This window comes from Comamonas antarctica, assembly GCF_013363755.1.
In the GTDB taxonomy this organism is placed as follows: Bacteria; Pseudomonadota; Gammaproteobacteria; order Burkholderiales; family Burkholderiaceae_C; genus Comamonas; species Comamonas antarctica.
Genome location: NZ_CP054840.1, coordinates 3384303 through 3410183, shown reverse-complemented (window position 1 = coordinate 3410183; position 25881 = coordinate 3384303). Strand labels below are relative to the sequence as shown.

27 protein-coding genes and 2 tRNA genes are annotated in these 25881 nt (G+C 64.7%); 15 read left to right on the top strand and 14 right to left on the bottom strand.

The genetic code is table 11. The annotated features are described in order from the left end of the window. Positions 1–8 precede the first annotated feature (8 nt). From HUK68_RS15790 to HUK68_RS15770, 5 genes are all read left to right on the top strand, one after another. Positions 9–1424, top strand: coding sequence for a cytochrome b (locus HUK68_RS15790; RefSeq protein WP_175505046.1), 1416 nt, complete (start codon positions 9–11; stop codon positions 1422–1424). A 14-nt stretch (positions 1425–1438) separates the two neighbouring features. Beyond that, positions 1439–2194: a cytochrome c1 gene (locus HUK68_RS15785; protein WP_175505045.1), complete on the top strand. Its 756-nt coding sequence runs from the start codon at positions 1439–1441 to the stop codon at positions 2192–2194. A gap of 102 nt (positions 2195–2296) precedes the next feature. Beyond that, on the top strand, positions 2297–2908 hold the full coding sequence (locus HUK68_RS15780; protein ID WP_175505044.1) for a glutathione S-transferase N-terminal domain-containing protein: 612 nt from the start codon (positions 2297–2299) through the stop codon (positions 2906–2908). A gap of 16 nt (positions 2909–2924) precedes the next feature. After that, on the top strand, positions 2925–3416 hold the full coding sequence (locus tag HUK68_RS15775) for a ClpXP protease specificity-enhancing factor (protein ID WP_175505043.1): 492 nt from the start codon (positions 2925–2927) through the stop codon (positions 3414–3416). 53 nt (positions 3417–3469) lie between these two features. Continuing rightward, positions 3470–3545, top strand: a tRNA-Thr gene (locus HUK68_RS15770). Positions 3546–3658: 113 nt separating this feature from the next. Here the strand turns inward: HUK68_RS15770 and HUK68_RS15765 are convergent. Then, the gene (locus tag HUK68_RS15765; protein WP_175505042.1) at positions 3659–3958 is read right to left on the bottom strand and encodes a hypothetical protein; all 300 of its coding nucleotides are present in this window, start codon (positions 3956–3958) and stop codon (positions 3659–3661) included. A 175-nt stretch (positions 3959–4133) separates the two neighbouring features. Here HUK68_RS15765 and secA point away from each other — a divergent pair, with 175 nt between their 5' ends. The 4 genes from secA (at position 4134) to HUK68_RS15745 (ending at position 9821) form a co-directional block, all read left to right on the top strand. Then, on the top strand, positions 4134–6887 hold the full coding sequence (gene secA / locus HUK68_RS15760; protein ID WP_175505041.1) for a preprotein translocase subunit SecA: 2754 nt from the start codon (positions 4134–4136) through the stop codon (positions 6885–6887). Between the two features lie 107 nt (positions 6888–6994). Beyond that, on the top strand, positions 6995–8224 hold the full coding sequence (gene argJ / locus HUK68_RS15755) for a bifunctional glutamate N-acetyltransferase/amino-acid acetyltransferase ArgJ (RefSeq protein WP_175505040.1): 1230 nt from the start codon (positions 6995–6997) through the stop codon (positions 8222–8224). A gap of 191 nt (positions 8225–8415) precedes the next feature. Further along, positions 8416–9363: an ATP-binding protein gene (locus HUK68_RS15750; RefSeq protein WP_175505039.1), complete on the top strand. Its 948-nt coding sequence runs from the start codon at positions 8416–8418 to the stop codon at positions 9361–9363. Further along, positions 9360–9821 carry an NUDIX domain-containing protein gene (locus HUK68_RS15745; protein ID WP_175505038.1) on the top strand — a complete coding sequence of 154 codons (462 nt, stop codon included), beginning with the start codon at positions 9360–9362 and terminating at the stop codon, positions 9819–9821. The genes HUK68_RS15750 and HUK68_RS15745 overlap by 4 nt, the downstream gene beginning before the upstream one ends. A gap of 9 nt (positions 9822–9830) precedes the next feature. Here HUK68_RS15745 and HUK68_RS15740 read toward each other — a convergent pair whose 3' ends face one another. From HUK68_RS15740 to HUK68_RS15710, 7 genes are all read right to left on the bottom strand, one after another. After that, positions 9831–10043 carry a DNA gyrase inhibitor YacG gene (locus tag HUK68_RS15740; RefSeq protein WP_175505037.1) on the bottom strand — a complete coding sequence of 71 codons (213 nt, stop codon included), beginning with the start codon at positions 10041–10043 and terminating at the stop codon, positions 9831–9833. A gap of 7 nt (positions 10044–10050) precedes the next feature. Further along, positions 10051–10806 carry a cell division protein ZapD gene (zapD, locus tag HUK68_RS15735; RefSeq protein ID WP_175505036.1) on the bottom strand — a complete coding sequence of 252 codons (756 nt, stop codon included), beginning with the start codon at positions 10804–10806 and terminating at the stop codon, positions 10051–10053. A gap of 123 nt (positions 10807–10929) precedes the next feature. Continuing rightward, entirely contained in the window at positions 10930–11565 is a 636-nt protein-coding gene (gene coaE, locus HUK68_RS15730) for a dephospho-CoA kinase (RefSeq protein ID WP_175505035.1), read from the bottom strand. Continuing rightward, positions 11565–12452 carry a prepilin peptidase gene (locus HUK68_RS15725; protein ID WP_434082442.1) on the bottom strand — a complete coding sequence of 296 codons (888 nt, stop codon included), beginning with the start codon at positions 12450–12452 and terminating at the stop codon, positions 11565–11567. The genes coaE and HUK68_RS15725 overlap by 1 nt, the downstream gene beginning before the upstream one ends. After that, a complete protein-coding gene (locus HUK68_RS15720; protein ID WP_175505034.1) occupies positions 12452–13660 on the bottom strand; it encodes a type II secretion system F family protein in 1209 nt (402 codons plus the stop codon). The genes HUK68_RS15725 and HUK68_RS15720 overlap by 1 nt, the downstream gene beginning before the upstream one ends. A gap of 17 nt (positions 13661–13677) precedes the next feature. Further along, positions 13678–15423, bottom strand: coding sequence for a type IV-A pilus assembly ATPase PilB (pilB, locus tag HUK68_RS15715; protein WP_175505033.1), 1746 nt, complete (start codon positions 15421–15423; stop codon positions 13678–13680). 120 nt (positions 15424–15543) lie between these two features. Continuing rightward, complete coding sequence (locus HUK68_RS15710; protein ID WP_462676445.1) at positions 15544–16005, bottom strand: Lrp/AsnC family transcriptional regulator; 462 nt, start codon at positions 16003–16005, stop codon at positions 15544–15546. Between the two features lie 103 nt (positions 16006–16108). Between HUK68_RS15710 and HUK68_RS15705 the strand changes: the two genes are divergently transcribed. Beyond that, positions 16109–18199: an aminotransferase class V-fold PLP-dependent enzyme gene (locus HUK68_RS15705; RefSeq protein ID WP_175505031.1), complete on the top strand. Its 2091-nt coding sequence runs from the start codon at positions 16109–16111 to the stop codon at positions 18197–18199. A gap of 33 nt (positions 18200–18232) precedes the next feature. Further along, the gene (locus tag HUK68_RS15700; protein ID WP_244146187.1) at positions 18233–18952 is read left to right on the top strand and encodes an MmyB family transcriptional regulator; all 720 of its coding nucleotides are present in this window, start codon (positions 18233–18235) and stop codon (positions 18950–18952) included. Here the strand turns inward: HUK68_RS15700 and HUK68_RS15695 are convergent. From HUK68_RS15695 to HUK68_RS15675, 5 genes are all read right to left on the bottom strand, one after another. Continuing rightward, positions 18944–19363 carry a DUF6691 family protein gene (locus HUK68_RS15695; RefSeq protein WP_175505030.1) on the bottom strand — a complete coding sequence of 140 codons (420 nt, stop codon included), beginning with the start codon at positions 19361–19363 and terminating at the stop codon, positions 18944–18946. The two genes, HUK68_RS15700 and HUK68_RS15695, sit on opposite strands and share 9 nt — an antisense overlap. Positions 19364–19373: 10 nt before the next feature. Next, positions 19374–19808 (bottom strand): YeeE/YedE family protein, encoded by a 435-nt coding sequence (locus HUK68_RS15690; protein ID WP_175505029.1) that lies wholly within the window; start codon positions 19806–19808, stop codon positions 19374–19376. Beyond that, positions 19808–20128, bottom strand: a complete 321-nt coding sequence (locus HUK68_RS15685) for an ArsR/SmtB family transcription factor (protein WP_175505028.1) — start codon at positions 20126–20128, stop codon at positions 19808–19810. Before HUK68_RS15685 ends, HUK68_RS15690 begins: the two co-directional genes overlap by 1 nt. Positions 20129–20764: 636 nt before the next feature. Beyond that, a tRNA-Pro gene (locus HUK68_RS15680) sits at positions 20765–20841 on the bottom strand. 22 nt (positions 20842–20863) lie between these two features. Continuing rightward, on the bottom strand, positions 20864–21793 hold the full coding sequence (locus HUK68_RS15675; protein ID WP_175505865.1) for a polyprenyl synthetase family protein: 930 nt from the start codon (positions 21791–21793) through the stop codon (positions 20864–20866). 232 nt (positions 21794–22025) lie between these two features. Between HUK68_RS15675 and rplU the strand changes: the two genes are divergently transcribed. The 4 genes from rplU (at position 22026) to proB (ending at position 25135) form a co-directional block, all read left to right on the top strand. Further along, a complete protein-coding gene (gene rplU / locus HUK68_RS15670) occupies positions 22026–22337 on the top strand; it encodes a 50S ribosomal protein L21 (RefSeq protein ID WP_175505864.1) in 312 nt (103 codons plus the stop codon). Positions 22338–22350: 13 nt separating this feature from the next. Continuing rightward, the gene (rpmA, locus tag HUK68_RS15665; RefSeq protein ID WP_175505027.1) at positions 22351–22608 is read left to right on the top strand and encodes a 50S ribosomal protein L27; all 258 of its coding nucleotides are present in this window, start codon (positions 22351–22353) and stop codon (positions 22606–22608) included. 167 nt (positions 22609–22775) lie between these two features. Next, a complete protein-coding gene (gene cgtA / locus HUK68_RS15660) occupies positions 22776–23888 on the top strand; it encodes an Obg family GTPase CgtA (protein ID WP_175505026.1) in 1113 nt (370 codons plus the stop codon). 104 nt (positions 23889–23992) lie between these two features. Next, the gene (proB, locus tag HUK68_RS15655; RefSeq protein ID WP_175505025.1) at positions 23993–25135 is read left to right on the top strand and encodes a glutamate 5-kinase; all 1143 of its coding nucleotides are present in this window, start codon (positions 23993–23995) and stop codon (positions 25133–25135) included. 33 nt (positions 25136–25168) lie between these two features. Here proB and HUK68_RS15650 read toward each other — a convergent pair whose 3' ends face one another. Continuing rightward, positions 25169–25837: an RNA pyrophosphohydrolase gene (locus tag HUK68_RS15650; RefSeq protein WP_175505024.1), complete on the bottom strand. Its 669-nt coding sequence runs from the start codon at positions 25835–25837 to the stop codon at positions 25169–25171. Between the last annotated feature and the right edge of the window lie 44 nt (positions 25838–25881).

Below are 25881 nucleotides of genomic sequence, written 5' to 3'. Positions count from 1 at the left end.
ACCACGACATGGCACACGAATTCAAGGACATCTCCCCCAACGCCACGACGGGCGCGAAAGTCACGAACTGGTTCGAGAACCGGTTTCCCACGGCTTTCGATGCCTACCGCGTCCATATGTCGGAGTACTACGCTCCGAAGAACTTCAACTTCTGGTACATCTTCGGCTCGCTGGCGCTGCTGGTGCTGGTGATCCAGATCGTCACCGGCATCTTCCTGGTGATGCACTACAAGCCCGACGCGGCCAAGGCCTTCGAGTCGGTCGAGTACATCATGCGCGACGTGCCCTGGGGCTGGCTGATCCGCTATATCCACTCGACGGGCGCCTCGGCGTTCTTCGTCGTGGTCTACCTGCACATGTTCCGCGGCCTGCTCTACGGTTCGTACCGCAAGCCGCGCGAGCTGGTCTGGATCTTCGGCTGCGCGATCTTCCTGGCGCTGATGGCCGAAGCCTTCATGGGTTATCTGCTGCCCTGGGGCCAGATGTCGTACTGGGGTGCGCAGGTGATCGTCAACCTGTTTGCCGCGATTCCCTTCATCGGTCCCGACCTGGCGCTGCTGATCCGCGGCGACTACGTGGTGGGCGATGCCACGCTCAACCGCTTCTTCAGCTTCCACGTCATTGCCGTGCCGCTGGTGCTGCTGGGCCTGGTCGTGGCCCACCTGCTGGCGCTGCACGACGTCGGCTCGAACAACCCCGACGGCATCGAGATCAAGGGACCGAACGCACCCAAGGACGAAAAAGGCCGCCCGCTCGACGGCGTGCCCTTCCATCCCTACTACACGGTGCACGACATCCTCGGTGTCTGCGTGTTCCTGTTCCTGTTCTCGGCCGTGGTGTTCTTCGCGCCCGAGTTCGGCGGCTACTTCCTTGAATACAACAACTTCATCCCGGCCGATCCGCTGAAGACGCCGTCGCACATCGCGCCGGTGTGGTACTTCACGCCCTTCTATTCGATGCTGCGCGCGATCACCACCGAGATGATGTATGTGCTGATTGCCTGCGTGGCGCTGGGCGCCGGCTTCGGCGTGTTCAAGTCGCGCCTGCCGTCGGTCGTGAAGGGCGGGGTGGCCGTGGTCGCAGTCGTGGCCATCGCACTGATGCTGGCCATCGACGCCAAATTCTGGGGCGTGGTCGTGATGGGCGGCGCGGTGGTGATCCTGTTCGCGCTGCCCTGGCTCGACCACAGCCCGGTCAAGTCGATCCGCTACCGTCCCGACTGGCACAAGTATGTCTACGCGGTGTTCGTCGTGAATTTCATTGTGCTGGGCTACCTGGGCGTGAAGCCGCCGTCGCCGGTGTTCGAGCGCATCTCGCAGGTGGGCACGCTGTTTTATTTCGGCTTCTTCCTGCTGATGCCCTGGTGGAGCCGCCTGGGCACGCCCAAACCCGTGCCCGACCGCGTGACCTTCAAGCCGCACTGAGCCGGAGAACAAGAATGAAAAAACTGATCCTCACGCTGATCGCCGCCCTGGGATTCGTTGCCGGCGCGCAGGCTGCCGAAGGCGGCATCGCCTGGGACAAGGCGCCCGTCAAGACCAACGACCAGGCCTCGCTGCAAAACGGCGCCAAGCTGTTCGTCAACTACTGCCTGAGCTGCCACTCGGCGGCGTTCATGCGCTACAACCGGCTCAAGGACATCGGCCTGACCGACCAGGAGATCAAGGACAACCTGCTGTTCACGACCGACAAGGTCGGCGAGACCATGAAGGCCGCGATCGACCCGCGCCAGGCCAAGGACTGGTTCGGCGGCAATCCGCCCGACCTGACGGTGATCGCGCGCTCGCGTGCCGGCTCCGGCGGCTCGGGCGCCGACTACCTCTATACCTTCCTGCGCACCTTCTACCGCGACGAAACCAAGCCCACGGGCTGGAACAACCTGGCCTTCCCCAGCGTCGGCATGCCGCATGCGCTGTGGCAATTGCAGGGCGAGCGCCGCGCAGTGTTTGAAGAGCACGACGTCCACGGCAAGAAAACCCAGGTTTTCAAGGGCTGGGAACAGGTATCTCCGGGCGCGATGACGCCCGTGCAGTACGATCAGGCCGTTGGCGACTTGGTGAATTACCTCCAGTGGATGGGTGAGCCCGCACAGAACAGCCGTATTCGCATCGGTGTCGGCGTGCTGCTTTTCCTCGGAGTCTTCATCGTGATTGCCTGGCGCTTGAACGCCGCATTCTGGAAAGACGTCAAGTAACGGACGGTCCATGCCCGGGGACGCTTGCGTGTTCCCCGCCGGATCGGTGCAGAGTGGGCGCTTCAGGCGTCCCACTCTTTTTGATTTTTAGGAGCCTTCACCATGATGGTGCTTTATTCGGGAACGACCTGCCCCTTTTCCCACCGCTGCCGCTTCGTGCTGTTTGAAAAGGGCATGGACTTCGAGATCCGTGATGTGGACCTGTACAGCAAGCCCGAAGACATCAATGTGATGAACCCCTACGGCCAGGTGCCCATCCTGGTCGAGCGCGACCTGATCCTGTACGAGTCGAACATCATCAACGAGTACATCGACGAGCGCTTCCCCCATCCCCAGCTGATGCCCGGCGACCCGGTGGACCGCGCGCGCGTGCGCCTGTTCCTGCTGAACTTCGAGAAGGAACTGTTCGTGCACGTGAACATCCTCGAGGCGCGCAACGTCAAGGGCAACGAAAAGGCCATCGAGAAGGCGCGTGCGCACATCCGCGACCGCCTGACGCAGCTGGCGCCGGTGTTCCTGAAGAACAAGTACATGCTGGGCGAGAACTTCTCCATGCTCGACGTCGCGATCGCGCCGCTGCTGTGGCGCCTCGACTACTACGGCATCGAACTGAGCAAGAACGCCGCGCCGCTGCTGAAATACGCCGAGCGCATCTTCTCGCGTCCCGCCTACATCGAAGCGCTGACGCCTTCGGAAAAGGTGATGCGCAAGTAAGCTGGAGATCCACGCCATGACTGCCTCGGAATCCAGCTCCACCCGTCCGTACATGATCCGCGCGCTGCATGAGTGGTGCACGGACAACGGCCTGACCCCGTATCTCGCGGTGCGCGTTGACCACACGGTCCAGGTGCCGCGCGAGTTCGTCAAGGACGGCGAAATCGTGCTCAACACCAGCTACGACGCCACCGGCAGCCTGCAGCTGGGCAACGACTTCATCGCGTTCAAGGCCCGCTTCGGCGGCCAGCCGCGCGACATCATGGTGCCCGTGGGCCGGGTCATCGCGATCTATGCGCGTGAAACCGGCGAAGGCATGGCCTTCCCGTTGTCGGAGGAAACCGCGCAGCAGGTCGAAGCCGCCGACGAGGGCCGGGACGCCGCGCCCGCCGAAAGCGATGCCGAGGCACCGGTGATGCAACTCGTGACGCCGGACGACGACACGCCCGTGCCGCCGCGCCCGCCCACACCGGCAGGCGCGCGCCCGGCGCTCAAACGCGTCAAATAAAAATCCGCGTTTTGGATGGGTCCCCGTTTTCCATAGGCTAGAATCCGGGCTTCGCCGGTTTAGCTCAGTTGGTAGAGCACCCGCCTTGTAAGCGGTAGGTCGTCAGTTCGATTCCGACAACCGGCACCAGAAACAGAAACCCGCATGCGCACGCATGCGGGTTTTTTGTTTTCTTGCCGCTCGATCCTCGCTGGCTGAGCCTCACCGGCTGCGCCTTGCCGGCCGCACCTTGCCGGCCGCACCTATGCATTGACCTTCAGGCGGATTTCCGTCACATCCCAGCCCTTCACGCGCAGATGCGCCGCAAATGCCGGCAGCAGCTGGCGCAGCTTGGCGGCCGCGGCATTGCTGTTGACCAGCAGGCACCAGCAGCTGCCCTCGATCGGCCCGGCCTGCACCACCTTGCGCAAGGTGATGGGCATCAGCGGCTGGATGGCCTGCAGGCGGGCCGAGGAATCCTGCGTCATTGCCACCAGCTTGGCCAGCGTGGGCGAAGACGCGGCCGCCTGTTGCAGGGAAATGGGGTAGTTGCGTCGGTTCATTGGGCAAGGCATGCCCCGCACGGAATGAGGCAGTTAGAATCATTGAATCAATCAGTCTCCGCATTATGGATTCTTGCTGTAGAAATTCCATGGGGCGGCCCCATCTGAAATCCATTCTTCTTAGGGACTCTGGTTTCCTTGAATGCCCTGGTGCAGGCAAGGTGAATCTGTTTGCATGGCTACCAACTTCCTCACCAAACTATTCGGCAGCCGCAATGATCGGCTTCTCAAGCAATACCGCAAGACGGTGGCCCGCATCAATGCGATGGAGCCCGAACTTGAAAAGCTCAGCGACGAGGCGCTGCGTGCCAAGACGCAGGAGTTCAAGGAGCGCGTGAGCCAGGGGCAAAGCCTGGACGATCTGCTGCCCGAGGCCTTTGCCGTCGTGCGCGAAGGTTCCAAGCGCGTCATGAAGATGCGCCACTTCGACGTGCAGCTGCTGGGCGGCATGGCCCTGCACCACGGCAAGGTCGCGGAAATGCGCACCGGCGAAGGCAAGACGCTCACCGCCACGCTGCCGGTCTACCTGAATGCGCTGGCCGGTGTCGGCGTGCATGTGGTGACCGTCAACGACTACCTCGCCAACCGCGATGCGCAGTGGATGTCGCGGCTGTACAACTTCCTCGGCCTGACGGTGGGCATCAACCTGCCCAACATGCCGCGCGAGGAAAAGCAGGCCGCCTACCGCGCCGACATCACCTACGGCACGAACAACGAATACGGCTTCGACTACCTGCGCGACAACATGGTCTACGAGTCGGGCGACCGCGTGCAGCGCCAGCTCAACTTCGCCATCGTCGACGAGGTGGACTCGATCCTGATCGACGAAGCGCGCACGCCGCTGATCATCAGCGGCCAGGCCGACGACAACACCGCCATGTACCTGGCGATGAATGCCATCGTGCCGATGCTCACGCGCCAGATCGGTGAAGCCGATCCGCGCACCGGCGAGGGCGTGACCACGCCCGGCGACTTCACGCTGGACGAGAAGACGCAGCAGGTTTTCCTGACCGAGCAGGGCCATGAAACCGCCGAACGCGTGCTGGCCAATGCCAAGCTGATCGCCGAGGGCGCCTCGCTCTATGATCCGGCCAACATCACGCTGATGCACCACCTGTACGCCTCGCTGCGTGCCAATCACCTGTACCACCGCGACCAGCATTACGTGGTGCAAAACGGCGAGATCGTGATCGTCGACGAATTCACCGGCCGCCTGATGGCCGGCCGCCGCTGGAGCGACGGCCTGCACCAGGCCGTCGAAGCCAAGGAAGGCGTGACCATCCAGGCCGAGAACCAGACCCTGGCCTCGATCACCTTCCAGAACTATTTCCGCCTCTACAACAAGCTCGGCGGCATGACCGGCACGGCCGATACCGAAGCCTACGAATTCCAGGAAATCTACGGTCTTGAAACCGTGGTCATTCCGCCAAACCGCCAGAGCCGCCGCGAAGACCAGCTCGACCGCGTCTACAAGACCACGGCCGAGAAGTACGCGGCCGCGATCAAGGACATCCGCGAGTGCCACGAGCGCGGCCAGCCGGTGCTGGTCGGCACGACCTCGATCGAGAACTCGGAAATCATCGACCAGCTGCTCAACGAAGCCAAGCTGCCGCACCAGGTGCTCAACGCCAAGCAGCATGCGCGCGAGGCCGACATCGTGGCCCAGGCCGGCCGCCCGGGCATGATCACCATTGCCACCAACATGGCTGGCCGCGGCACCGACATCGTGCTCGGCGGCAACGTCGAGAAGCTGGTTGCCGAAGTCGAGGCCGATGCCTCGCTGGATGAAGCCACGCGCGCCCAGCGCATCGCCGAAGTGCGTGCGCAATGGCAGGTCGAGCACGAGAAGGTCGCGGCCCTGGGCGGCCTGCGCATCATTGCCACCGAGCGCCATGAGTCGCGCCGCATCGACAATCAGCTGCGCGGCCGTTCGGGCCGCCAGGGCGACCCCGGTTCGTCGCGCTTCTACCTGAGCCTGGACGACACGCTGCTGCGCATCTTTGCCGGCGACCGCGTGAAGGCCATCATGGAACGCCTGAAGATGCCCGATGGCGAAGCCATCGAAGCCGGCATCGTGACGCGTTCGATCGAATCGGCGCAGCGCAAGGTCGAGGCGCGCAACTTCGATGTGCGCAAGCAGCTGCTCGAGTACGACGACGTCGCCAACGACCAGCGCAAGGTGATCTACCAGCAGCGCAACGAGATTCTCGATGCGGTCGACCTGAACGACCTCATTGGCGTGATGCGCGAAGAGACCGTGACCGACATCGTGCGCCAGTACGTGCCCGCCGACTCGATGGAAGAGCAGTGGGACCTGCCCGGGCTGGAAAAGCATCTGCTCGACGAGTGGCGCCTGGAGCTGCCGCTGGTGCAGGAAGCCGGCACCGCCGAATCCATCACCGACGAGGAAATCCTCGACAAGGTGCTGCAGGCCGCGCAAGCCGCGTTCGATGCCAAGCTGCAGCTGATCGGCCGGGAGAACTTCACCCAGTTCCAGCGCGCGGTGCTGCTGCAGAGCTTCGACACGAACTGGCGCGACCACCTGGCCGCGCTCGACTACCTGCGCCAGGGCATCCATCTGCGTGGCTATGCGCAGAAGCAGCCCAAGCAGGAGTACAAGCGCGAGGCGTTCGAGCTGTTCCGCCAGCTGATCGACCAGGTCAAGACCGAAGTCACGCGCGTGCTGATGACGGTGCAGGTGCAATCCAACGAGCAGCTCGACCAGGCCACCGAGGTGCTGGGCCAGCGCGCCGAGCATATCTCCAACGTCACCTATACCTCGCCCACCGAGGACGGCAGCCAGACGACGGTGCGCGCCGACGAAGCCGCCGCCAGCGAAGGCGCGCCCATGGTGCGCGTCGGCCGCAACGATCCCTGCCCCTGCGGCAGTGGCCTGAAGTTCAAGCAATGCCACGGCAAACTGGCTTGAGCATCTTGTGACCATCGCAAGGCACGGGCTGCGGCCCGTGTTTTGCATTGAAGCACTGCGTTCTTCCGCATAATCCGTCTGACTCCCTTTTCACGAAAGACATTCGCATGCCTGTGAATCTCTCCGCCCCCGTTGCCGCCGAGCTGCTTGCCATCGACGGTGTCCGCATTGGCGTCGCCGAAGCTGGCGTGCGCAAGGCCAACCGCAAGGACCTGACGGTGTTCCTGCTCGATGAAGGCGCGGCCGTGGCCGGCGTGTTCACGCAGAACCGCTTCTGCGCCGCGCCGGTGCAGGTCAGCCGCGAGCATCTGGCGCAGGGCGCGGCAGTGCGCGCCATGGTCATCAACACCGGCAACGCCAACGCCGGCACGGGCGCGCAGGGCCTGGCCAACGCGCGCGCCACCAGCGCCGCGCTCGCCGAGCTGCTGGGCGTGGCTGCGCACCAGGTGCTGCCGTTCTCCACCGGCGTGATCATGGAACAGCTGCCCGTCGACCGCATTGCCGCCGGCCTGCCCGCGGCGCTGGCCGACGCCCAGCCCGACCATTGGGCGCGCGCCGCAGAAGGCATCATGACCACCGACACCCTGCCCAAGGCTTTCAGCCGCCAGCTGCAGATCGGCGGCGCGACGGTCTCGATCTCGGGCATCAGCAAGGGCGCGGGCATGATCCGTCCGAACATGGCCACCATGCTGGGTTTCCTGGCCACCGATGCCAACATCGCGCCCGAATTGCTGCAGCCGCTGGTGACCAGCCTGGCCGAAGGCTCGTTCAACCGCGTGACCATCGATGGCGACACCTCGACCAACGATTCGTTCGTGCTGATTGCCACGAACCGCGCCCAGCACGCGCAGATCACGTCGCTCACCAGCGCCGAAGGCCAGGCGCTGCAGGCCGCGCTGCTCGAAGTCTCGCAAAAGCTGGCCCAGGCCATCGTGCGCGACGGCGAAGGCGCGACCAAGTTCATCACGGTGCGCGTCGAAGGCGGCAAGACCGGCGCCGAATGCCGCCAGGTGGCCTATGCCATCGCGCACTCGCCGCTGGTCAAGACCGCGTTCTACGCCAGCGACCCGAACCTGGGCCGCATTCTCGCCGCCGTGGGCTATGCGGGCATTGCCGACCTGGAGCAGACCGGCATCGATCTCTACCTGGACGACGTGCACGTGGCGGTCAAGGGCGGCCGCAACCCCGACTACCGCGAGGAAGACGGCCAGCGCGTGATGCAGCAGCAGGAAATCACGGTGCGCGTGCTGCTGGGCCGCGGCGATGCCGTCGATACGGTCTGGACCTGCGATTTCAGCCACGACTATGTGACCATCAACGCTGACTATAGGTCTTGAGCCAGCGACGACCCTGCCCGATGGAGCCAGTGGGTTGAACCGTTCGTGATGAGCCTGTCGAACCATGGACGTCCATCCTTCGACAGGCTCAGGACGAAAGGTAACCGAACGGTAACCGAACGGTAACTTCCTACCGTCATGGCCTCGGCAGGGGCTACCCATAAAGACAGTCTGAGAGACAAGAACCCGTCATGACCCTGCCCGCCGATACCAACCCCCTCGAGCGCCTGGTGGCGCGCGCCGAACAGTTGATGCAGCGCATTGAATCCGTGCTGCCCCAGCCACTGCAATCGCCCCAGGACTGGAGCGAGGCCATTGCCTGGCGCTACCGCAAGCGCGCCAACGGCTGCGGGCTGCTCGAGCCGGTGCGGCATATCGGCGCGATGCAGTTGTCCGACCTGCAGAACATCGACGGGCAAAAGGAAAAGATCGCGCGCAACACCGAGCAGTTCGTGCAGGGCCGCACCGCCAACAACGTGCTGCTCACGGGGGCGCGCGGCACGGGGAAGTCGTCGCTGATCCGCGCCTGCCTGCATGCCTACGCGCCGCAGGGCCTGCGCCTGATCGAGGTCGACAAGCAGGACCTCACCGACCTGCCCGACATCGTCGATGTGGTCGCGGGCCGGCCCGAGAAGTTCATCATCTACTGCGATGACCTGAGCTTCGAGGAAGGCGAGCCCGGCTACAAGGCCATGAAGTCGATTCTCGACGGCTCGGTCTCTGCTGCGAGCCCCAACGTGCTGGTCTACGCGACCAGCAACCGCCGCCATCTGCTGCCCGAGTACATGACAGACAACCTGTCGGTGCAGCGCGGCGACGATGGCGAGATCCATCCCGGCGAGGTGATCGAGGAAAAGATCTCGCTGTCCGAACGCTTTGGCCTGTGGGTCAGCTTCTACCCGTTCAGCCAGGACGAATACCTGGCCGTGGTCGCGCAGTGGCTGTCGGCGTTGGGCGTCAATGAAGAAGCGATAGCCGCCGCGCGCCCCGAAGCCCTGGTCTGGGCGCTGGAGCGCGGCTCACGCAGCGGCCGTGTCGCGCACCAGTTCGCGCGCGATTATGCGGGCCGCGAAACGCACGCCGCAGCCACCAGAGGCATTGCCGATGTCAACGACCTGACCGAGGAAGCCGAGCTGTGAACGCGCATTCCACGCCGCGCAAGCACACCGAAGTCGCGGTGGGCGTGCTGATCCGCGCCGATGACGCGCTGTTGCTGACCTCGCGCCCCGAAGGCAAGCCTTGCGCGGGCTTCTGGGAGTTCCCGGGCGGCAAGCTCGAAGCCGGCGAATCGGTCGAGCAGGCGCTGCGCCGCGAACTGATCGAGGAGCTGGGCGTGACGATTGGCGCGGCCGAGGTCTGGAAGGTCACCGAGCATGACTATCCGCATGCGCTGGTGCGGCTGCACTGGTGCAAGGTACGCGATTGGGAAGGCAGCTTCGAGATGCGCGAAGGCCAGTGCATGGCCTGGCAGCAGCTGCCGCTCGATGTCAAGCCGGTGTTGCCGGGCGCGCTGCCGGTGCTGGAATGGCTGGCGCAGGAGCGTGGCCTGGCATTTGATGCCGAGCACTACACCCGGCATCTGCCCGTGGAGGCCTGAAGCCTGGCTTCAATCCTGCTCGCGCGGGTCGCCGTGGGGCGCGCCCTCGGGCGGGGTCGCCGAAGGCACGCGGAACTCTTCATTGGCCCAGGCGCCCAGGTCGATCTGGCGGCAGCGCTCGCTGCAAAACGGCCGCCAGCGGTTTTGCGGCCCAAAGACGCTCGGGCCGCCACAGGTCGGGCAGCGCACGATGGGTGCGGTGGACGGGGTCGTATCGGTCATCGGGGCATCAGGCACACAGGGTGATTTCAAAGGCTGCGTTTTCGGGGCAGGGCTGCAGCTTGCCGTTTTCATCCGCGCGCATCATGCGCACCGACACCAGCAGCCGGTTGCCGCTGATCTCGGGCACCAGGTCGAGTGTCGGGTCGATGCGCAGCCGCAGCAGCTGGAACGAGCGTCCCGTGGGCAGGTTCTGCTGGAACTGGCCGTTCTCGGCAACGACGCGCTGCGGCACGCCGGTGTCGCGCAGCATCTGCATCAGCACGAACAGCGCATCGGCCAGCGGACTCAGGGCCGCGGTCCAGCCTTCGAGCGCCTGTTGCCGCACTGCGGCGTCCTGGTGCTGCCACGCGTGATAGGCCGGCAGGTCGAAGCCGCAGGTGCCGCCCGGAATGCTGATGCGGCTGCGGATGGCCATCAGCCAGTCGTTCTCGGTCAGCACCTGGCCGGTCTTGCCATTTTGCGCATTGAGCGCGGCGAAGCACTCGTCCAGGCGGCCGATGATCTGGTCCAGCACTTCGGTGGCGATCGAGGGGTTGCCGCGGTAGCTGTCGAGCAAGGCCTTTTGCTTTTCAATGTCCTTGAGCACATCGGCCTTGAGATCGACCCGGGCCGCGACATCCATGATCTCGAAGATCGTGACCAGCGCGAAATGGTGGTCGGTGGGAGACGGGCGCGCAATCAGGTCGCCCAGGCGGCGAAACAGGCATTCGAGCCGGAGATAGGTTCTCAGGCGTTCGTTGAAAGGATATTCGTAGAGGATCACGCTTGCAGGGCTCCTAGGGCCTGTTCACCTTGTTCTCAGCGGTGGGAACGGGACAAAACCGCGCCAATCCTGGTGCGGGACGACGCCCACGCGGCGTGCGGCGGGAGGCCAAGCCATGGCCCATCATAGCCCGAACAACGCGGCGATCCGAACCGCATGCGCGCGCAAATGCTCCAGATCTTGCGTGTCATTGTAAATAATCATATCGGCCGCGGCCCGGCGCGCCTGGCGCGAGGCCTGGGCCGCAAGGATGCGCTCGATGGCTTCGGGCGCCAGCTGGTTGCGCTGCATGACGCGCTGGATCTGTGTCGCCTCGCGGCAATCGACCACCAGCACCTGGTCCAGTTGGGAGGTCCAGCGCCCGGACTCCACCAGCAGCGGAATGTCCAGCACCACCAGGGCGGCGCCGGATTGTTCGGCCAGCGCGATGCGCTCGGCCGTGGCCTGGCCCACCAGCGGGTGGACGATGGCTTCGAGGCGCGCGCGTGCCGACGCATCGGCGAACGCCAGCGCGCGCATGCGCTCGCGGTGCAGGCCGCCGCGCTCGTCGATCAGCTCGGGGCCAAACGCCGCGGCAATCGGCGCCATGGCCAGGCCGCCCGCAGTGGTAACGCTGCGCGCGATCTGGTCGGCATCGACATGCACCGCGCCGCGCGCGGCCAGCATTGCCGCGAAGCTGCTCTTTCCGCTGCCGATGCCGCCGGTCACGCCCAGGCGCGGCGTACGCCAGCGCAGATGGTGCAATTGCGCCGCGGCCATCACAGTCCCAGCACGCCCAGGAAGCGCTCGAGCATGCGCTGCGGCCCGAACAGCAGCGCCGCGAAACCGGCGCCCGCCAGGAACGGGCCGAAAGGAATGTAGCCGCCTTCGCGCAGCTGGCTGCGCAGCTTCATGGCAATGCCGACGATGGCGCCAATCACCGAAGCCGCGAGGATCATGGGCACCAGCGCCTGCCAGCCGAACCAGGCGCCGAGCGCGGCAAACAGCTTGAAGTCGCCATAGCCCATGCCGTCCTTGCCGGTGGCCAGCTTGAAGCCCCAGAACACCAGCCACAGCGACAGATAGCCCGCGGCCGCGCCCCACACGGCGTCGGCCAGCGCCACGTCCGTCCAGCGCAGCGCCGCGGCCAGCAGGCCGGCCCAGAGCAAGGGCAGGGTGATGTCGTCGGGCAGCAAGGTGGTGTCCCAGTCGATCAGCGCCAGCGCCAGCAGCGCGGCGCTGAAGCCGCACCACGCAAGGCCGGCCGGGGTGGGCCCCCAGTGCGCCAGGCAGAAGGCGAACAGCGCGCCGGTGGCCAGCTCCACGACGGGATAGCGCGCGCTGATGCGCGCCTGGCACGAAGCACAGCGCCCGCGCAGCGCGAGATAGCTCAGCACCGGAATGTTCTCGTACCAGCGGATCGCATGGCCGCAGTGCGGGCAGCGCGAACGCGGCTTGCTCAGGCTGATGCGCGGGCCGGCGTCGTCAGGCGACGCCAGCAAGGGCTGGCCTGCGGCCAGCGCCTGCTCCCGCGCGTGTTCGCGGCATTCCTCGGCCCACTGCTGCTCCATGATCTTCGGCAGCCGGTGGATCACGACATTCAGAAAGCTGCCGATGAGCAGACCCAGTACGCCGCCCAGGGCGGCCATTTCCCAACCCATGGACATCAGACCACCTGGCCCAACTGGAAGATCGGCAGATACATGGCCACCACGATGCCGCCGATGATGACGCCCAGGAACACGATGATGATCGGCTCCATCAGGCTGGACAGGCCGGCCACCATCTCGTCGACCTCCTCCTCGTAGAAGTCGGCAGCCTTGCCCAGCATGTGGTCGATCGAGCCCGACTCCTCGCCGATGGCGGTCATCTGCAGCACCATCGAGGGAAAGACATTGGTGGAGGTCATGGCCGCGGTGAGGCTGGTGCCGGTCGATACTTCCTGCTGGATCTTCTCGGTGGCCTGTGCATAGACCGCATTGCCCGCCGCGCCGCCGACCGAATCCAGCGCCTCGACCAGCGGCACGCCCGCGGCAAACATCGTCGACAGGGTGCGCGTCCAGCGCGCCACGGCGGATTTTTCGATCAGCACGCCGAAGATCGGCAGCTTCAGCAGCAGCCGGTCCATGGTCATCTGGATGCGCGGGCTGCGTTTCCAGGCCTGGATGAAGAAGTAGATGCCGCCGCCCAGCAGGCCGAAGATCAGCCACCACCACTGCACGAAGATCTCGCTGATGGCCATGACCAGCAGCGTGGGCGCCGGCAGGTCGGCGCCAAACGAGCTGAACACCTCCTTGAACGCCGGCACCACGAAGATCATGATCACCGCGATGACCACGAAGGTCACAACGATCACCGCGCTCGGATACATCAGCGCCGACTTGATCTTGCCCTTGATGGCTTCGGTCTTTTCCATGTAGACCGCGAGGCGGTCCAGCAGCGTCTCCAGGATACCCGCCGACTCGCCGGCCTCGACCAGGTTGCAGTAGAGGCTGTTGAAATACATCGGATGCTTGCGGAACGCCGCGTTCAGCGAGGTGCCGACCTCGACGTCCGCGCGGATGTCGTTGAGCAGCCGGGTCACGCTGGTGTTGGTGTTGCCGCGCGCGACGATGTCGAACGACTGCAGCAGCGGCACGCCGGCCTTCATCATGGTGGCCAGCTGGCGTGTGAACAGCGCGATGTCCTTGGGCTTGATCTTCTTGCCCGAGCGCATGCGGCGCTTCTTGATCTTGGTCGGGAAGATGCCCTGGCGGCGCAAGGTGGCCTGCACCTGGTTCTCGCCGCCAGCGCGCGTCTCGCCGCGCACGATCTTGCCATGCCGGTCCTTGCCTTCCCACTCGAAGACAAAATCCTGGATACCTGCAGTCGCCATGCCGTTCCCTCGTTTTTTTATTCGTTGGTCACGGCCAGCACTTCTTCCAGCGAAGTCAGTCCCAGGCGCGCCTTGTACAAGCCGGAGTCGCGCAGCGAACGCACGCCTTCGAGCTTGGCCTGGGCCGCGATCTCGAGCGCGCTGCCGTCGCGCAGGATGATGCGCTGGATTTCCTCGGAGATCGGCATGACCTGGTAGATGCCGACCCGGCCCTTGTAGCCGTTGTTGCAGGCCTTGCAGCCCACGGGCTTGTAGGTGACCCAGCTGCCATCGAGGTCGTTGGCGTCGTAGCCGGCATCGAGCAGCGCCTCGCGCGGGATGTCGGCTGGCTGCTTGCACTGCGGGCACAGGCGCCGGGCCAGGCGCTGCGCGGTGATCAGTATCACGCTCGAGGCAATGTTGAACGGCGCGATGCCCATGTTGCGCATGCGCGTGAGCGTGGTGGGCGCGTCGTTGGTATGCAGCGTGGACAGCACCAGGTGGCCCGTCTGCGCGGCCTTGATCGAGGTATCGGCGGTTTCCAGGTCGCGGATTTCACCGACCATGATGATGTCGGGGTCCTGGCGCAGGAAGGCCTTGAGCGCGGTGGCGAAGGTCAGCCCGGCCTTTTCGTTGACGTTGACCTGGTTCACGCCGGGCAGGTTGATTTCCGACGGGTCCTCGGCCGTGGCGATGTTGACGCCGGGCTTGTTGAGCAGGTTCAGGCAGGTGTAGAGCGAAACGGTCTTGCCCGAGCCCGTGGGGCCGGTGACCAGGATCATGCCGTAGGGGCGGCTGATCGCATGCATCAGCCGGTCCTTTTCCTCGGGCTCGTAACCCAGCGCCTCGATGCCCATCTTGGCGCTTTCGGGATCGAGGATACGGATCACGATCTTCTCGCCGAACAGCGTCGGCAGCGTGCTCACGCGGAAGTCGATGGTGCGGTTGGGGCCGACCTTGAGCTTCATGCGCCCGTCTTGCGGCACGCGCTTCTCGGAAATGTCCAGGCGCGAGATGACCTTGATGCGCGAGGCCAGCTTGTCCTTGATCGCAATTGGCGGCGAGGCGATCTCGCGCAGCTCGCCATCGACGCGGAAACGCACCCGGTAGTTGTGCTCGTAGGGCTCGAAGTGCAGGTCGGAGGCGCGCATGTTGAACGCGTCCAGCAGCATCTTGTGCAGAAACTTGACGACCGGCGCATCCTCGACATCGGAGCCTGCGGTATTGGCGCTGTCGTTGGCTTCCTCGGCTTCCTCGGCCTTGATGTCGTCGAAATTGAAGTCACCCGACGAGGTATAGGACTGCAGCGATTCGGAAACGCTCTTGTGCATCGACTCGCACAGTTGCACCAGCTTGTCGTACTCGGCAATGATCCAGTCGATCCCCATCTGGGAGGTGAACTTGATGCGTTCCGCGGCCTCCTGGTCGGTGGGATCGGCGGCGGCAATCGTCAGGCGGTTGTTGCGCTTGCTCAGCACCACCACGCGGTAGTTCAGGCAGAGCTTGGGCGCAAGCAGCCCCTGGGGCAGCAATGCGGGATCGATGGCGTCGAGATCGATCAGCGGCGCGCCGAAGACGCTCGACAGCGTATGCGCCACCTGCGCCGACGTCACGGTGCCGGAACCTATGAGTTCGGAGATGAAGCTGGTGCGCGCAGCCTGGGATTTGCGGTGCAGATCCTCGGCCACCTGGGCCGTGATCGTGCCGGCGGAAATCAACGCGCGTCCCAGGCCGGGAAGCGCCATGCTGGATGTGGACGGAGTGACGGAGTCAGCAGCGGGCATGAAGCAGGAGAGGGGCGGCGGAAGTGAAGTCTTCCTATCATCCCTCATTCGCGGTAGGCTGCATAGACGCGCGGCAAATTTTGCGGCCCATACCCAGGAAACCTGTGATGGCGCGTCGCGTCAGCGCACATAGGTCAATGGCAGGGCGGTGGTGTACTTGAGCTCCTCCATTGCAAAGCTCGAGGACACATCCAGCAGCTGGGTGCCGGCAATCAGGCGCTTGTAGACCTTGTCATAGGCGGCTATGTCGGGCACCACCACGCGCAGCAGGTAGTCCACGTCGCCGCTCATGCGGTAGAACTCCACCACTTCGGAAATCGCCTCGACCGTGGCGCGGAAGTTGTCGAACCATTCCTGGCTGTGGGTGCTGGTGCGCACCGCGACAAACACGGTGACGCTGACATTGGCGTGGCTGCGGTCGAGCAGCGCCACGTTGCGCGTGATCACGCCGGCCTCCTTGAGGCGCTGGATGCGCCGCCAGCACGAGGTCTGCGACAGGCTGGCTTCGGCGGCCAGATCGGCCAGCGGCATGTCGGCGTTCTGCTGGAGTTTTTCCAGCAACTGCCGATCGATGGAGTCAATTTTCATTTATGCATTCAAGCTCGGAAAATCATTGCGCAAATGTGCGCAATGAAGCGGTGTTTTGCAAGACCCATCCGGGGTTGGTGCTGGAAAATTTCCAGCCATGGAAATCTATCTCGACGCAAACGCCACTACGCCCGTTCTTCCCGCTGCGCAGCAGGCCGCGCTGGCCGCCATGGCCGACGGCTTCGGCAATCCCAGCAGCATCCACGGCAGCGGCCTAAAGGCCCGGTTCCTGGTCGACCAGGTGCGCGCCAGTGCGCGGCGCGTGCTGGGGGCGCCCACCGGGCAGTTGTTCTTCACCAGCGGCGCCACCGAAGGCATCCATACCAGCGTGCTGTCGGCACTGAGCGAGCTGCGCCGCCGGCGCGACGCGGGGGAGTGCGCGGCCCAGGCGCTGCTCTATGGCGCCACCGAACACAAGGCGGTGCCGCAGGCGCTGCACCACTGGAATGCGCTGCTCGGGCTGGATCTCCCGGTGCTGGCCATTCCCGTCGATGGCAATGGCCGCCATGACCTGGCCTGGCTGCGCGCGCAGGCGCCCAAGGCCGGACTGGTCTGCACCATGGCCGCGAACAACGAGACCGGCGTCATCAGCGACCTCGACGGCATTGCCGATGCCCTGCGCGGCAGCGCGGCGCTGTGGCTGGTCGACGGCGTGCAGGCGCTGGGCAAGCTCTCCCTGCAGCTGATCGAACGGCGCATCGACTACGCGCCGTTCTCGGGCCACAAGTTCTACGCTCCCAAGGGCATCGGGCTGCTGTACGTGCGCGCCGGCGCGCCCTTCACGCCGCTGCTGACGGGCGGCGGGCAGGAAGCCGGATGGCGCGGCGGCACGGAAAACATTGCCGGCATCGCGGCGCTGGGTGCGGTGCTGAGCGCCTGGGAGGCGGGAGACCTGTTCCAGCCGCCGGCGGCGCTGGCCGCGCACCGCGCGCAACTGGTCCAGGCGCTGCGCGAATCGTTTCCCGGGCTGGTGCTCAACTGCGGCGACGCGCCCTGCCTGCCGACCACCCTCAATTTTGCGGTGCGCGGCGTCGGCTCCCGGCTGCTGCTCGACCTGTTCGATGCTGCCGAAGTACGCGTCAGCGGCGGCTCGGCCTGCAGCGCCGCCAAGGCCGAACCCAGCTATGTGCTGCAGGCCATGGGCTTGCCCGAATGGCAGACCCAGGCCGCGGTGCGCCTGTCCTTTGGCGCCCTGGACGGCCCCGAATTCATTGCCGCGGCCTGCGCCCGGCTGCGGCGCTGCGGCCAGGTGCTGCGCGCGCGCGGCCTGAGCAGCGAGTCGCCGGCCCAGGCCTATGCGCCGCCGCTGGTCACGCGCATGCAGCATGGCAGCGCCTGCTGCTACCTGCTGGCCGATGGCGACAGCGGCGAATGCATCGTGGTGGATCCGGTCGCTGAACTGGTCGAGCCCATCACCCGCTGGCTGCATGGCCGGCATCTGGCGCTGCGCGCGGTGCTGTGCACCGAGGAGGCTCCAGCGATCGACGCCGCGGCCTGGCGGCTGCGCGAAGCCACCGGCCGGTGCCGCGCCGGCACCGGACCGGCGCACGCCTGGTCCGCTGACGCGGACCGGCCCGTGCTCGCGGGGCATGAGTTGATTGTGCTGCCGGGGTTGCCACGCGGCCGGCAAGCCTGGGGGCTGCGCCAGGACGCCAAGCTGCGCTACGTGCTGGCGGGCGACCTGCCGCAGAGCGCTGCGCCGACGCGCATGCCGTGGCTCGACCACTGGGCCGCACTCGGCGCGGTTTCCGGGACTCTGCTGTTGCCGCGCGCTGATGGCGCCGGACTGTTTGCCGCGCGGCTGGGTGCCGCGGGCAGCGCCTCGACCTGCATGGGCGATGACACCGCGGTCATGCTGGACGGCGCGGCGGCAACCGCCCTGCTGGCGCAGGGCGCAGGGCTGTGGGTGGATGTACGTGAAGCCCATGAGCGCGACGTGCAGGTGCCGGGCCGGGGGATTGCGGCCTCGCGGTCGGTGCCATTGTCGGGCTTGCTCTCGGCTTTGCCGCAGTGGCTGGAGCAGGAGGTGCATACGCCCGTGGTGTTCTATTGCCGCAGCGGCAACCGCAGCGCCCAGGCCGCCCGCGCGTTGCGCCGCCTGGGCCATGCATCCGCCTGGAGCCTCGCAGGCGGTTTGGCGTTGTGGAGCGCACCCGCGGTGGATTGCTCCCCGGAGTCCGTCGCCTGACCTTTGCTTTCGGAGGACATTGCCTCACAAGATGTGAACTATGTGTCGGATGGCATCCCAAAACACCGGGAAAACGCCTTTGCCATAGGGATGCTCGAACAGGGGCGCGGCGGAGCGCCTTCGGCCAGCGTGCTCAACCGGCTCGCAGAAAGTCTGTTGCTCACCGAACTGGAGCGCCAGCATCTGTTCATGCTGGCGCTGGGCAGGCCGCCCGAGTGGCGCTACCGTCCGGTCGAAGGCATCACGCCGCGCCTGCAACGGGTGCTGGATGCCTTTCCCGCCAGCGCCGCCATCGTCAAGACCGTCACCTGGGACGTGGTTGCGTGGAACCGCGTCGCGACCGTGCTGCTCACCGACTACGGCAAGCTCTCCCCACCAGAGCGAAACATCCTGCGACTCCTCTTCTGCAGCCCAAAGGCCCGACAGGCGCAGAAGGATTGGAGCAAGGTGGCCCGCGTGGTCGTCGGTGCGTTTCGCGCCGACGTGACCCGCGCTGGAAGCAGCCTGGAGGCATCGCGGCTCATCGATGAACTGTCCACTGTGAGCGCCGAGTTCAAGGCGTTGTGGGCCGATACCGATGTGGTGGGTATGAGCGAAGGGGTGAAGCGCCTGCGTCATCCTGTCGCAGGCATCATCAACCTGGAGTTCTCGAACTTCTCGGTAGAAGGTCGTCCGGAGCTGGGCGTGGTGGTATTCAACCCCGCCAAGCCGGCGGATGTTCGCCGGGTGCAGACGCTGCTATCTTCAGCATGAAGCCCGGCGCTCGAAAAGTTCGAACACACCCATGCCTGCCAGCATCGCGGCCACGAAGACAAGGGCCTTGACCTCACCCATTCCCAGCGAGACGAGACCTGGCCCCGGGCAGAAGCCCGCGATGCCCCAGCCGATGCCAAAGAGCACGCTTCCCGCGACTAGGCGGCGGTCAACATGGCGCGCCGACGGCAGGCGCATTTCAGCGCCCAGCAAGGAGGCGGTGCGTCGGCCAGCCAACGCGAAGGCGACTACGCCGACGGCAATGGCGCCCCCCATGACGAACGCAAGGGACGGGTCCCAGTGACCAGCCAAGTCCAGAAATCCGAGCACCTTGGCCGGATTGGCCATGCCCGACATGAGAAGGCCGAGGCCGAACACCAAGCCGGCGAGCAACGAAGCAATGACAGTCATGACGACCTCCTCAGAGACCCAGCAGATGGCGCGTCACGAATACCGTGGCGAAACCGGCGCCCATAAAGGCAGCCGTGGCAACGAGCGAGCGCGGCGAAAGTCGAGATAGCCCGCAGACCCCGTGCCCGCTGGTGCAACCGGAGCCATACCGTGTGCCGATGCCGACGAGTAGGCCAGCCAGAATCAGCGCGCCGTAATTTGCGTCGATCTCTGGTTGAGGCAACGCCGCGAACAGCGCGTAGACCCAAGGTGCGCCGATCAGTCCGAGGATAAAGGCGACGCGCCAAAGCGTGTCGCCCTTGCGGGTCCTGAGCAGCCCCCCGAGCACTCCGCTGATACCCGCGATGCGTCCGTTGAACAGAGCGAGCATCGCCACCGCAGTTCCGATAAGCACGCCTCCTGCCAGGGCGGCGAGCGGCGTGAAGTGGCTCCAGTCGATGGACATCATTCTTCCTTTGGACAGTAGAGACTGTAGAGCAGGGCGAGAATTTCGAGCATCGCAGGGTTGGCCACGCTGTAGAAGACGTTCTTGCCTTCACGGCGCGTGCTGACCACCCCCTCGTTGCGCAATACACCCAGCTGTTGCGATAGCGTCGGTTGGTGAATGTCCAAGGTTTCTTCAAGGTCGCTGACACACATCTCTCCCCGTGACAGCTGGCACAGCAGGAGCAGGCGGTCTTCATTGGCGAGCACCTTGAGCGCCGCCACTGCGGTGCCCGCGGCGCCGCGCAGGGCCTGTGGATCGATAACTGGTGACTGTTTCATTGGATGCTAGACGGTTTATATAGATATATTATATATAAATATATATTGTTAGCCAATAGATTTCATCTTCACGCTGCCTGATGCACTCATGGCGAACCGCACCACGGCCCAGAGCTTCTTCGACCCTTTGGACGTGGACCGTTTCTGACGTCGCATGGGACCACGCGACCAGGTGGGCCGTGGTCATTGACCCGATCGTGGACTTCGACCTGAAGCCGGGACGCACCAGCACCGCTTGCGCCGACTGCCTGTTGGCCTGCGTCCAAGACAATGGCCTGGAGGTCGACTGGATTCTGAAGACCCGTGCCCACGCCGACCCTCTGTCGAGGGCGTGCCATGTGTGGGACAAGATCGGAGGCGCATCGCCATTCGACGAACATCCGTGTCGTACAGGCGACCTTCAAGAAGCTTTTACCTAGCGCGCAGCTTTTTGCCGGATGGTATTCAAGATGGGGAAGACTGAAGCAACGGCGTTGCTGGTCCCTGGGTATGCGCCTGCCGACATGGCTTGTCTGAACGACGCTTTACGTCGGTAAAGCAACAAGGTTTGCCACCAAATGCCCACCAACAGCGCTGTAGAAACAACAAAGCCCCATGGCTGGGGCTTTGTAAGTCCTTGAATTTCAAGGAAAATCCTGGTCGGGGTGAGAGGATTCGAACCTCCGGCCTCTACGTCCCGAACGTAGCGCTCTACCAGGCTAAGCTACACCCCGAATGTCAGTTCCGGCAAACGCCTCAGGTGCGTCTGTCGAGTAGCTGAGCCGCCAATTGTAGCAAATTTGCGGTGTGCAAATTGTCTGGCAGCATTTTTAATGCATCGATCGCGCGCTCGGCCTCGGCGTGCGCCGCGGCACGCGCCACATCCAGGGCGCCGGTGGCTTGCACGATGGCAATCACCGCGGCCAGCTGCTCGGTCGAGCCCTGCTCGATGGCCTCGCGCACCACAGCGGCTTTCTCGGGCGTTGCGCGCTGCATCGCGGCGATCAGCGGCAGCGTGCACTTGCCTTCGCGCAGGTCGTCGCCCAGGTTCTTGCCCATCTCGGTGGTGTCGCCGGTATAGTCCAGCACGTCATCGATGATCTGGAACGCCGTGCCCAGCGCCTGGCCATAGGTGGCGCAGGCCTGTTCGACCTCGGGGCTGCTGCCGGCAAGCACCGCGCCCAGCTGGGCGCTGGCCTCGAACAGCTTGGCGGTCTTCGAGCGGATCACATGCAGGTAGCCGTCCTCGTCGAGCGAGGCGTCATGCATGTTCATCAGTTGCTGCACTTCGCCTTCGGCAATGATGTTGGTGGCATCTGACAGGATCTGCAGCACGCGCGTGCTGCCGGCTGCGACCATCATCTGGAACGAGCGGGTATGCAGGAAGTCGCCGACCAGCACGCTGGCCGGGTTGCCGAAGGCCTCGTTGGCGGTGGCGCGGCCGCGGCGCATGGTCGATTCATCGACCACGTCGTCGTGCAGCAGCGTGGCGGTATGGATCAGCTCGACCACGGCCGCAAGGTTGAAGCGCTGGCTTCCCTCGTAGCCCAGGGCCTTGCAGATCATCAACAACAGCGCCGGGCGCAGCCGCTTGCCGCCGGCGGCAATGATGTACTGGGAAATCTGGGAGATCAGCGGAACACTGGTATGCAGGCGGTCGGCGATGACGCTGTCCACCTCGCGCATGTCGTGGGCGATCAGGGAAAGGGGATTGTTGGGGGTGATAGCTGTGGTCAAGATTGTGGCCGCCCTGTGAGCCGCTGATTATAGGAACTGTCGGCCGCAAATGACGGCAGCGCGCGTTGGCCACCGTCGGTGGCCGGGCCGGGCGTGCCGCATGCACAGGAAATTCTGCCATGGTACAATCGCCGGCTCTGCGGAAATTCGTCTGCGGAAACTCTCAATTAAAGAGGTCAACATGTACGCGGTCATAAAAACCGGCGGCAAGCAGTATCGCGTTGCTTCCGGCGAAAACATCAAAGTAGAACAGATTGCTGCGGACGTAGGCCAGGAAATTGTGATCGACCAGGTTCTGGCAGTCGGCAACGGCGCTGAACTCAAGGTCGGCACACCCCTGGTGTCCGGCGCAACTGTGAAGGCAACTGTGGTTGCTCACGGCAAACACGACAAAGTGCACATCTTCAAGATGCGCCGTCGTAAGCACTATCAGAAGCGTCAGGGTCACCGTCAGCAGTTCACCGAACTGCAGATCGTGGCAATCGTTGCTTAATAGGAGCTGAGTCATGGCACAGAAAAAAGGCGGCGGCTCTACGCGAAATGGGCGCGATTCCAAGCCCAAGATGCTCGGCGTGAAGGCTTTCGGCGGTGAGTTGATCACGGCTGGTTCCATCATCGTTCGCCAGCGCGGCACCAAGTTCCATCCCGGCGAGAACGTCGGCGTGGGCAAGGACCACACGCTGTTTGCATTGGTCGAAGGCCATGTGTCCTTCTCCACCAAGGGCGCACTGTCCAAGCACACGGTCAATGTGACGCCTGCCTAAGGCCTGTCACTTCGACGCACGGCGAAGCCCCGACATGTCGGGGCTTTTCCGTTTGAGGGATATGCTCCCTCTTTCAGAGCCCCGTTCGCCGGGGCCTTATGCTTTTGCGCAGGGCGGATACGCCGACTGCTGCACGAAAGCACACTGTTTTGTAAACTGGATGCCTCATGAAGTTCGTCGATGAAGCTTATATTGACATTGCTGCCGGTGATGGCGGCAATGGCTGCGTCTCGTTCCGGCACGAGAAGTACAAGGAATTCGGCGGCCCCAATGGGGGGGACGGCGGCCGCGGCGGCCACGTCTTCGCGGTAGCGGATTCCAACCTCAACACCCTGGTCGACTTCCGCTATGCGCGCCGCCACGAAGCCAAGCGCGGCGAGCACGGCATGGGCTCGGACATGTTTGGCGCCGCGGGCGCCGACATCACGCTGCGCGTGCCGGTCGGGACCATCTTTTCCGACCAGGAAACGGGTGAAGTGCTCTATGAGCTGCTGACACCGGGCGAAGTCGTGACCATCGCCAAGGGCGGCGATGGCGGTTTCGGCAACATGCGCTTCAAGAGCGCGATCAACCGCGCGCCGCGGCAGAAGACACCGGGCTGGCCCGGCGAGCGCAAGAGCCTCAAGCTCGAGCTCAAGGTGCTGGCCGATGTCGGCCTGCTGGGCATGCCCAACGCGGGCAAGTCGACGCTGATCTCGGCGGTCTCGAACGCGCGCCCGAAGATCGCCGACTATCCTTTCACCACGCTGCACCCCAACCTGGGCGTGGTGCGCGTCGGTCCCGAGCAGAGCTTTGTCATTGCCGACATTCCCGGCCTGATCGAAGGTGCTTCGGAAGGCGCGGGCCTGGGCCATCTGTTCCTGCGCCATCTGCAGCGCACGCGCCTGCTGCTGCATGTGGTCGACATGGCTCCGTTCGACGACGCCGTGGACCCGGTGGCACAGGCCAAGGCGATTGTCGGCGAGCTCAAGAAGTACGACGCTGCGCTGTATGAAAAGCCGCGCTGGCTGGTGCTCAACAAGCTGGACATGGTGCCCGAGGACGAGCGCGAAGCGCGCGTGAAGGACTTCGTCAAGCGCTTCAAGTGGAAGGGCCCGGTGTTCGAGATCTCGGCGCTGACGCGTGAAGGCTGCGAGCCGCTGATCAAGACCATCTTCCAGCATGTGCAGGCCGAGCAGCGCGCCGAGAACATGCCGGTCGAAGTCGACCAGCGCTTCGTGGGCGATGCGCCCGCGGAAACCGATCCGCGCGACCCGCGCTTTGCGGGCGGCGACGAGTGACAGGGCCGGGCGGGCCGCAAGGCCTGCCGGGGGAGGGGCCCTCGGGCCGTTGACTGACCAGCGCCTGCGGCCTGCGGGGCAGGCGCCCAAGAACAATCTGAATCATGGCTTCCAGTGTTTTGCGTGATGCGCGGCGTATCGTGGTGAAGGTCGGCTCCAGCCTCGTGACCAACGAAGGCCGCGGGCTCGATGAAGAGGCGATCGCGCAGTGGAGCCAGCAGCTGGCGGCACTGGTGCGCGGCGATGGCGATGGCGTGCGCCGCGAAGTCGTGATGGTCTCGAGCGGCGCGATTGCCGAAGGCATGAAGCGCCTGGGCTGGAAAACACGTCCCAAGCAGGTGCATGAACTGCAGGCGGCCGCGGCCGTGGGCCAGATGGGCCTGGCGCAGATGTACGAGACCAAGCTGCGCGAGCAGAACGTGGGCAGCGCCCAGGTGCTGCTGACCCATGCCGACCTTGCCGACCGCGAGCGCTATCTGAATGCGCGCACCACGCTGCTGACGCTGCTGGGGCTGGGCGTGGTGCCGGTCATCAACGAGAACGACACCGTCGTCAACGATGAAATCAAGTTCGGCGACAACGACACGCTGGGCGCGCTGGTGGCGAATCTGGTCGATGCCGATGCGCTGGTGATCCTGACCGACCAGAAGGGCCTGTACACGGCCGATCCGCGCAAGAACCCCGATGCACGCTTCGTCGACGAAGCCCAGGCCGGCGATCCGGCGCTCGAGGCCATGGCCGGCGGCGCGGGCTCGAATATCGGCAGCGGCGGCATGATCACCAAGATCCTTGCCGCCAAGCGCGCCGCGGGCTCGGGCGCCTCGACGGTAATTGCCTGGGGCCGCGAGCCGAACGTGCTGGGGAGGCTGGTCGCGGGCGAAGCCATCGGCAGCCTGCTGGTGGCACAGACCGGCAAGAAGCAGGCGCGCAAGCAGTGGATTGCCGACCATCTGCAGCTCAAGGGCGCGGTCAGTGTCGACCAGGGCGCGGCCGACAAGCTGCTCGAGGAAGGCAAGAGCCTGCTGCCCATCGGCATGACGGGCGTGGAAGGCAATTTCTCGCGCGGCGACGTGATTGCCGTGCGCAATCCGCAGGGCCGCGAAATCGCGCGCGGCCTGGCCAACTACGCCAGCGCCGAAGCACGGCTGCTGTGCCGCAAGAGCTCGTCGGAGTTCGAGCACCTGCTGGGCTACAGCGCCGAATCCGAGATGATCCACCGCGACAATATGATCGTTGCCGGACATTGAGGCCATGCGCCAGGGCAGGGCCTGGCGCCAGGCTCAGGATGGTTTGCGCTGGCTCGCCGCGCTCAGATCGGTCTGCGGGTCGGGGTCGAAGCTGGCACCGGGCGGCAGTTCAAGGCCTGGATGCAGCAAGCCCAATGCGGTGCGTGACGGCAGGGCGGTGGCCGGCGCCGTGGTGCCGTCTTGCTCGCGGTTGCGCATGCCGCTGCGCAGGTAGCGGTTGCGCTGCTCCTGGCGCGGCACAAAGCGCGCCAGCTCGGTCAGCGCCATTTCATAGACGCCGCGCTTGAATTCGACAACCACCTCGAGCGGAACCCAGTAATCGTTCCAGCGCCAGGCGTCGAATTCCGGATGGTCTGTGGCCCTGAGGTTCAAGTCCCAGTCATGGCCCAGCAATTGCAGCAAATACCAGATCTGCTTTTGTCCGCGGTAATGCCCACGCGCATCGCGTCGGATATACCGGTCTGGCACCTCGTAGCGCAACCAGTCCCGGGTTCGGGCGACCACGCGGACGTGGTCGGGCCTCAGACCCACTTCTTCATGCAATTCCCGAAACATCGCCTGCTCAGGAGATTCCCCGCGGTCTATGCCGCCTTGCGGGAACTGCCAGCTGTGGGTGCGAATGCGTTTTCCCCAGAACACCTGGTTCTTGTGGTTGAGCAGGATGATGCCGACGTTCGGGCGAAATCCGTCCCGGTCAAGCATAATCGAACCCCAATTTTTTGAATTGCGTCCATTATGCATGGTGC

What these genes read in the sequence shown, in the direction of transcription:
- secA (WP_175505041.1), top strand. Translation starts at nt 4,134, where the DNA reads ATGGCTACCAACTTCCTCACCAAACTATTCGGCAGCCGCAATGATCGG.
- HUK68_RS15780 (WP_175505044.1), top strand. Translation starts at nt 2,297, where the DNA reads ATGATGGTGCTTTATTCGGGAACGACCTGCCCCTTTTCCCACCGCTGC.
- argJ (WP_175505040.1), top strand. Translation starts at nt 6,995, where the DNA reads ATGCCTGTGAATCTCTCCGCCCCCGTTGCCGCCGAGCTGCTTGCCATC.
- HUK68_RS15790 (WP_175505046.1), top strand. Translation starts at nt 9, where the DNA reads ATGGCACACGAATTCAAGGACATCTCCCCCAACGCCACGACGGGCGCG.
- coaE (WP_175505035.1), bottom strand. Translation starts at nt 11,565, where the DNA reads ATGGCCGCGGCGCAATTGCACCATCTGCGCTGGCGTACGCCGCGCCTG.
- HUK68_RS15705 (WP_175505031.1), top strand. Translation starts at nt 16,109, where the DNA reads ATGGAAATCTATCTCGACGCAAACGCCACTACGCCCGTTCTTCCCGCT.
- HUK68_RS15725 (WP_434082442.1), bottom strand. Translation starts at nt 12,452, where the DNA reads ATGTCCATGGGTTGGGAAATGGCCGCCCTGGGCGGCGTACTGGGTCTG.
- rplU (WP_175505864.1), top strand. Translation starts at nt 22,026, where the DNA reads ATGTACGCGGTCATAAAAACCGGCGGCAAGCAGTATCGCGTTGCTTCC.
- HUK68_RS15750 (WP_175505039.1), top strand. Translation starts at nt 8,416, where the DNA reads ATGACCCTGCCCGCCGATACCAACCCCCTCGAGCGCCTGGTGGCGCGC.
- HUK68_RS15785 (WP_175505045.1), top strand. Translation starts at nt 1,439, where the DNA reads ATGAAAAAACTGATCCTCACGCTGATCGCCGCCCTGGGATTCGTTGCC.
- cgtA (WP_175505026.1), top strand. Translation starts at nt 22,776, where the DNA reads ATGAAGTTCGTCGATGAAGCTTATATTGACATTGCTGCCGGTGATGGC.
- proB (WP_175505025.1), top strand. Translation starts at nt 23,993, where the DNA reads ATGGCTTCCAGTGTTTTGCGTGATGCGCGGCGTATCGTGGTGAAGGTC.
- HUK68_RS15650 (WP_175505024.1), bottom strand. Translation starts at nt 25,837, where the DNA reads ATGCTTGACCGGGACGGATTTCGCCCGAACGTCGGCATCATCCTGCTC.
- HUK68_RS15675 (WP_175505865.1), bottom strand. Translation starts at nt 21,793, where the DNA reads ATGCGCGAGGTGGACAGCGTCATCGCCGACCGCCTGCATACCAGTGTT.
- HUK68_RS15685 (WP_175505028.1), bottom strand. Translation starts at nt 20,128, where the DNA reads ATGAAACAGTCACCAGTTATCGATCCACAGGCCCTGCGCGGCGCCGCG.
- HUK68_RS15740 (WP_175505037.1), bottom strand. Translation starts at nt 10,043, where the DNA reads ATGACCGATACGACCCCGTCCACCGCACCCATCGTGCGCTGCCCGACC.
- rpmA (WP_175505027.1), top strand. Translation starts at nt 22,351, where the DNA reads ATGGCACAGAAAAAAGGCGGCGGCTCTACGCGAAATGGGCGCGATTCC.
- HUK68_RS15765 (WP_175505042.1), bottom strand. Translation starts at nt 3,958, where the DNA reads ATGAACCGACGCAACTACCCCATTTCCCTGCAACAGGCGGCCGCGTCT.
- pilB (WP_175505033.1), bottom strand. Translation starts at nt 15,423, where the DNA reads ATGCCCGCTGCTGACTCCGTCACTCCGTCCACATCCAGCATGGCGCTT.
- HUK68_RS15775 (WP_175505043.1), top strand. Translation starts at nt 2,925, where the DNA reads ATGACTGCCTCGGAATCCAGCTCCACCCGTCCGTACATGATCCGCGCG.
- HUK68_RS15695 (WP_175505030.1), bottom strand. Translation starts at nt 19,363, where the DNA reads ATGACTGTCATTGCTTCGTTGCTCGCCGGCTTGGTGTTCGGCCTCGGC.
- HUK68_RS15720 (WP_175505034.1), bottom strand. Translation starts at nt 13,660, where the DNA reads ATGGCGACTGCAGGTATCCAGGATTTTGTCTTCGAGTGGGAAGGCAAG.
- HUK68_RS15690 (WP_175505029.1), bottom strand. Translation starts at nt 19,808, where the DNA reads ATGTCCATCGACTGGAGCCACTTCACGCCGCTCGCCGCCCTGGCAGGA.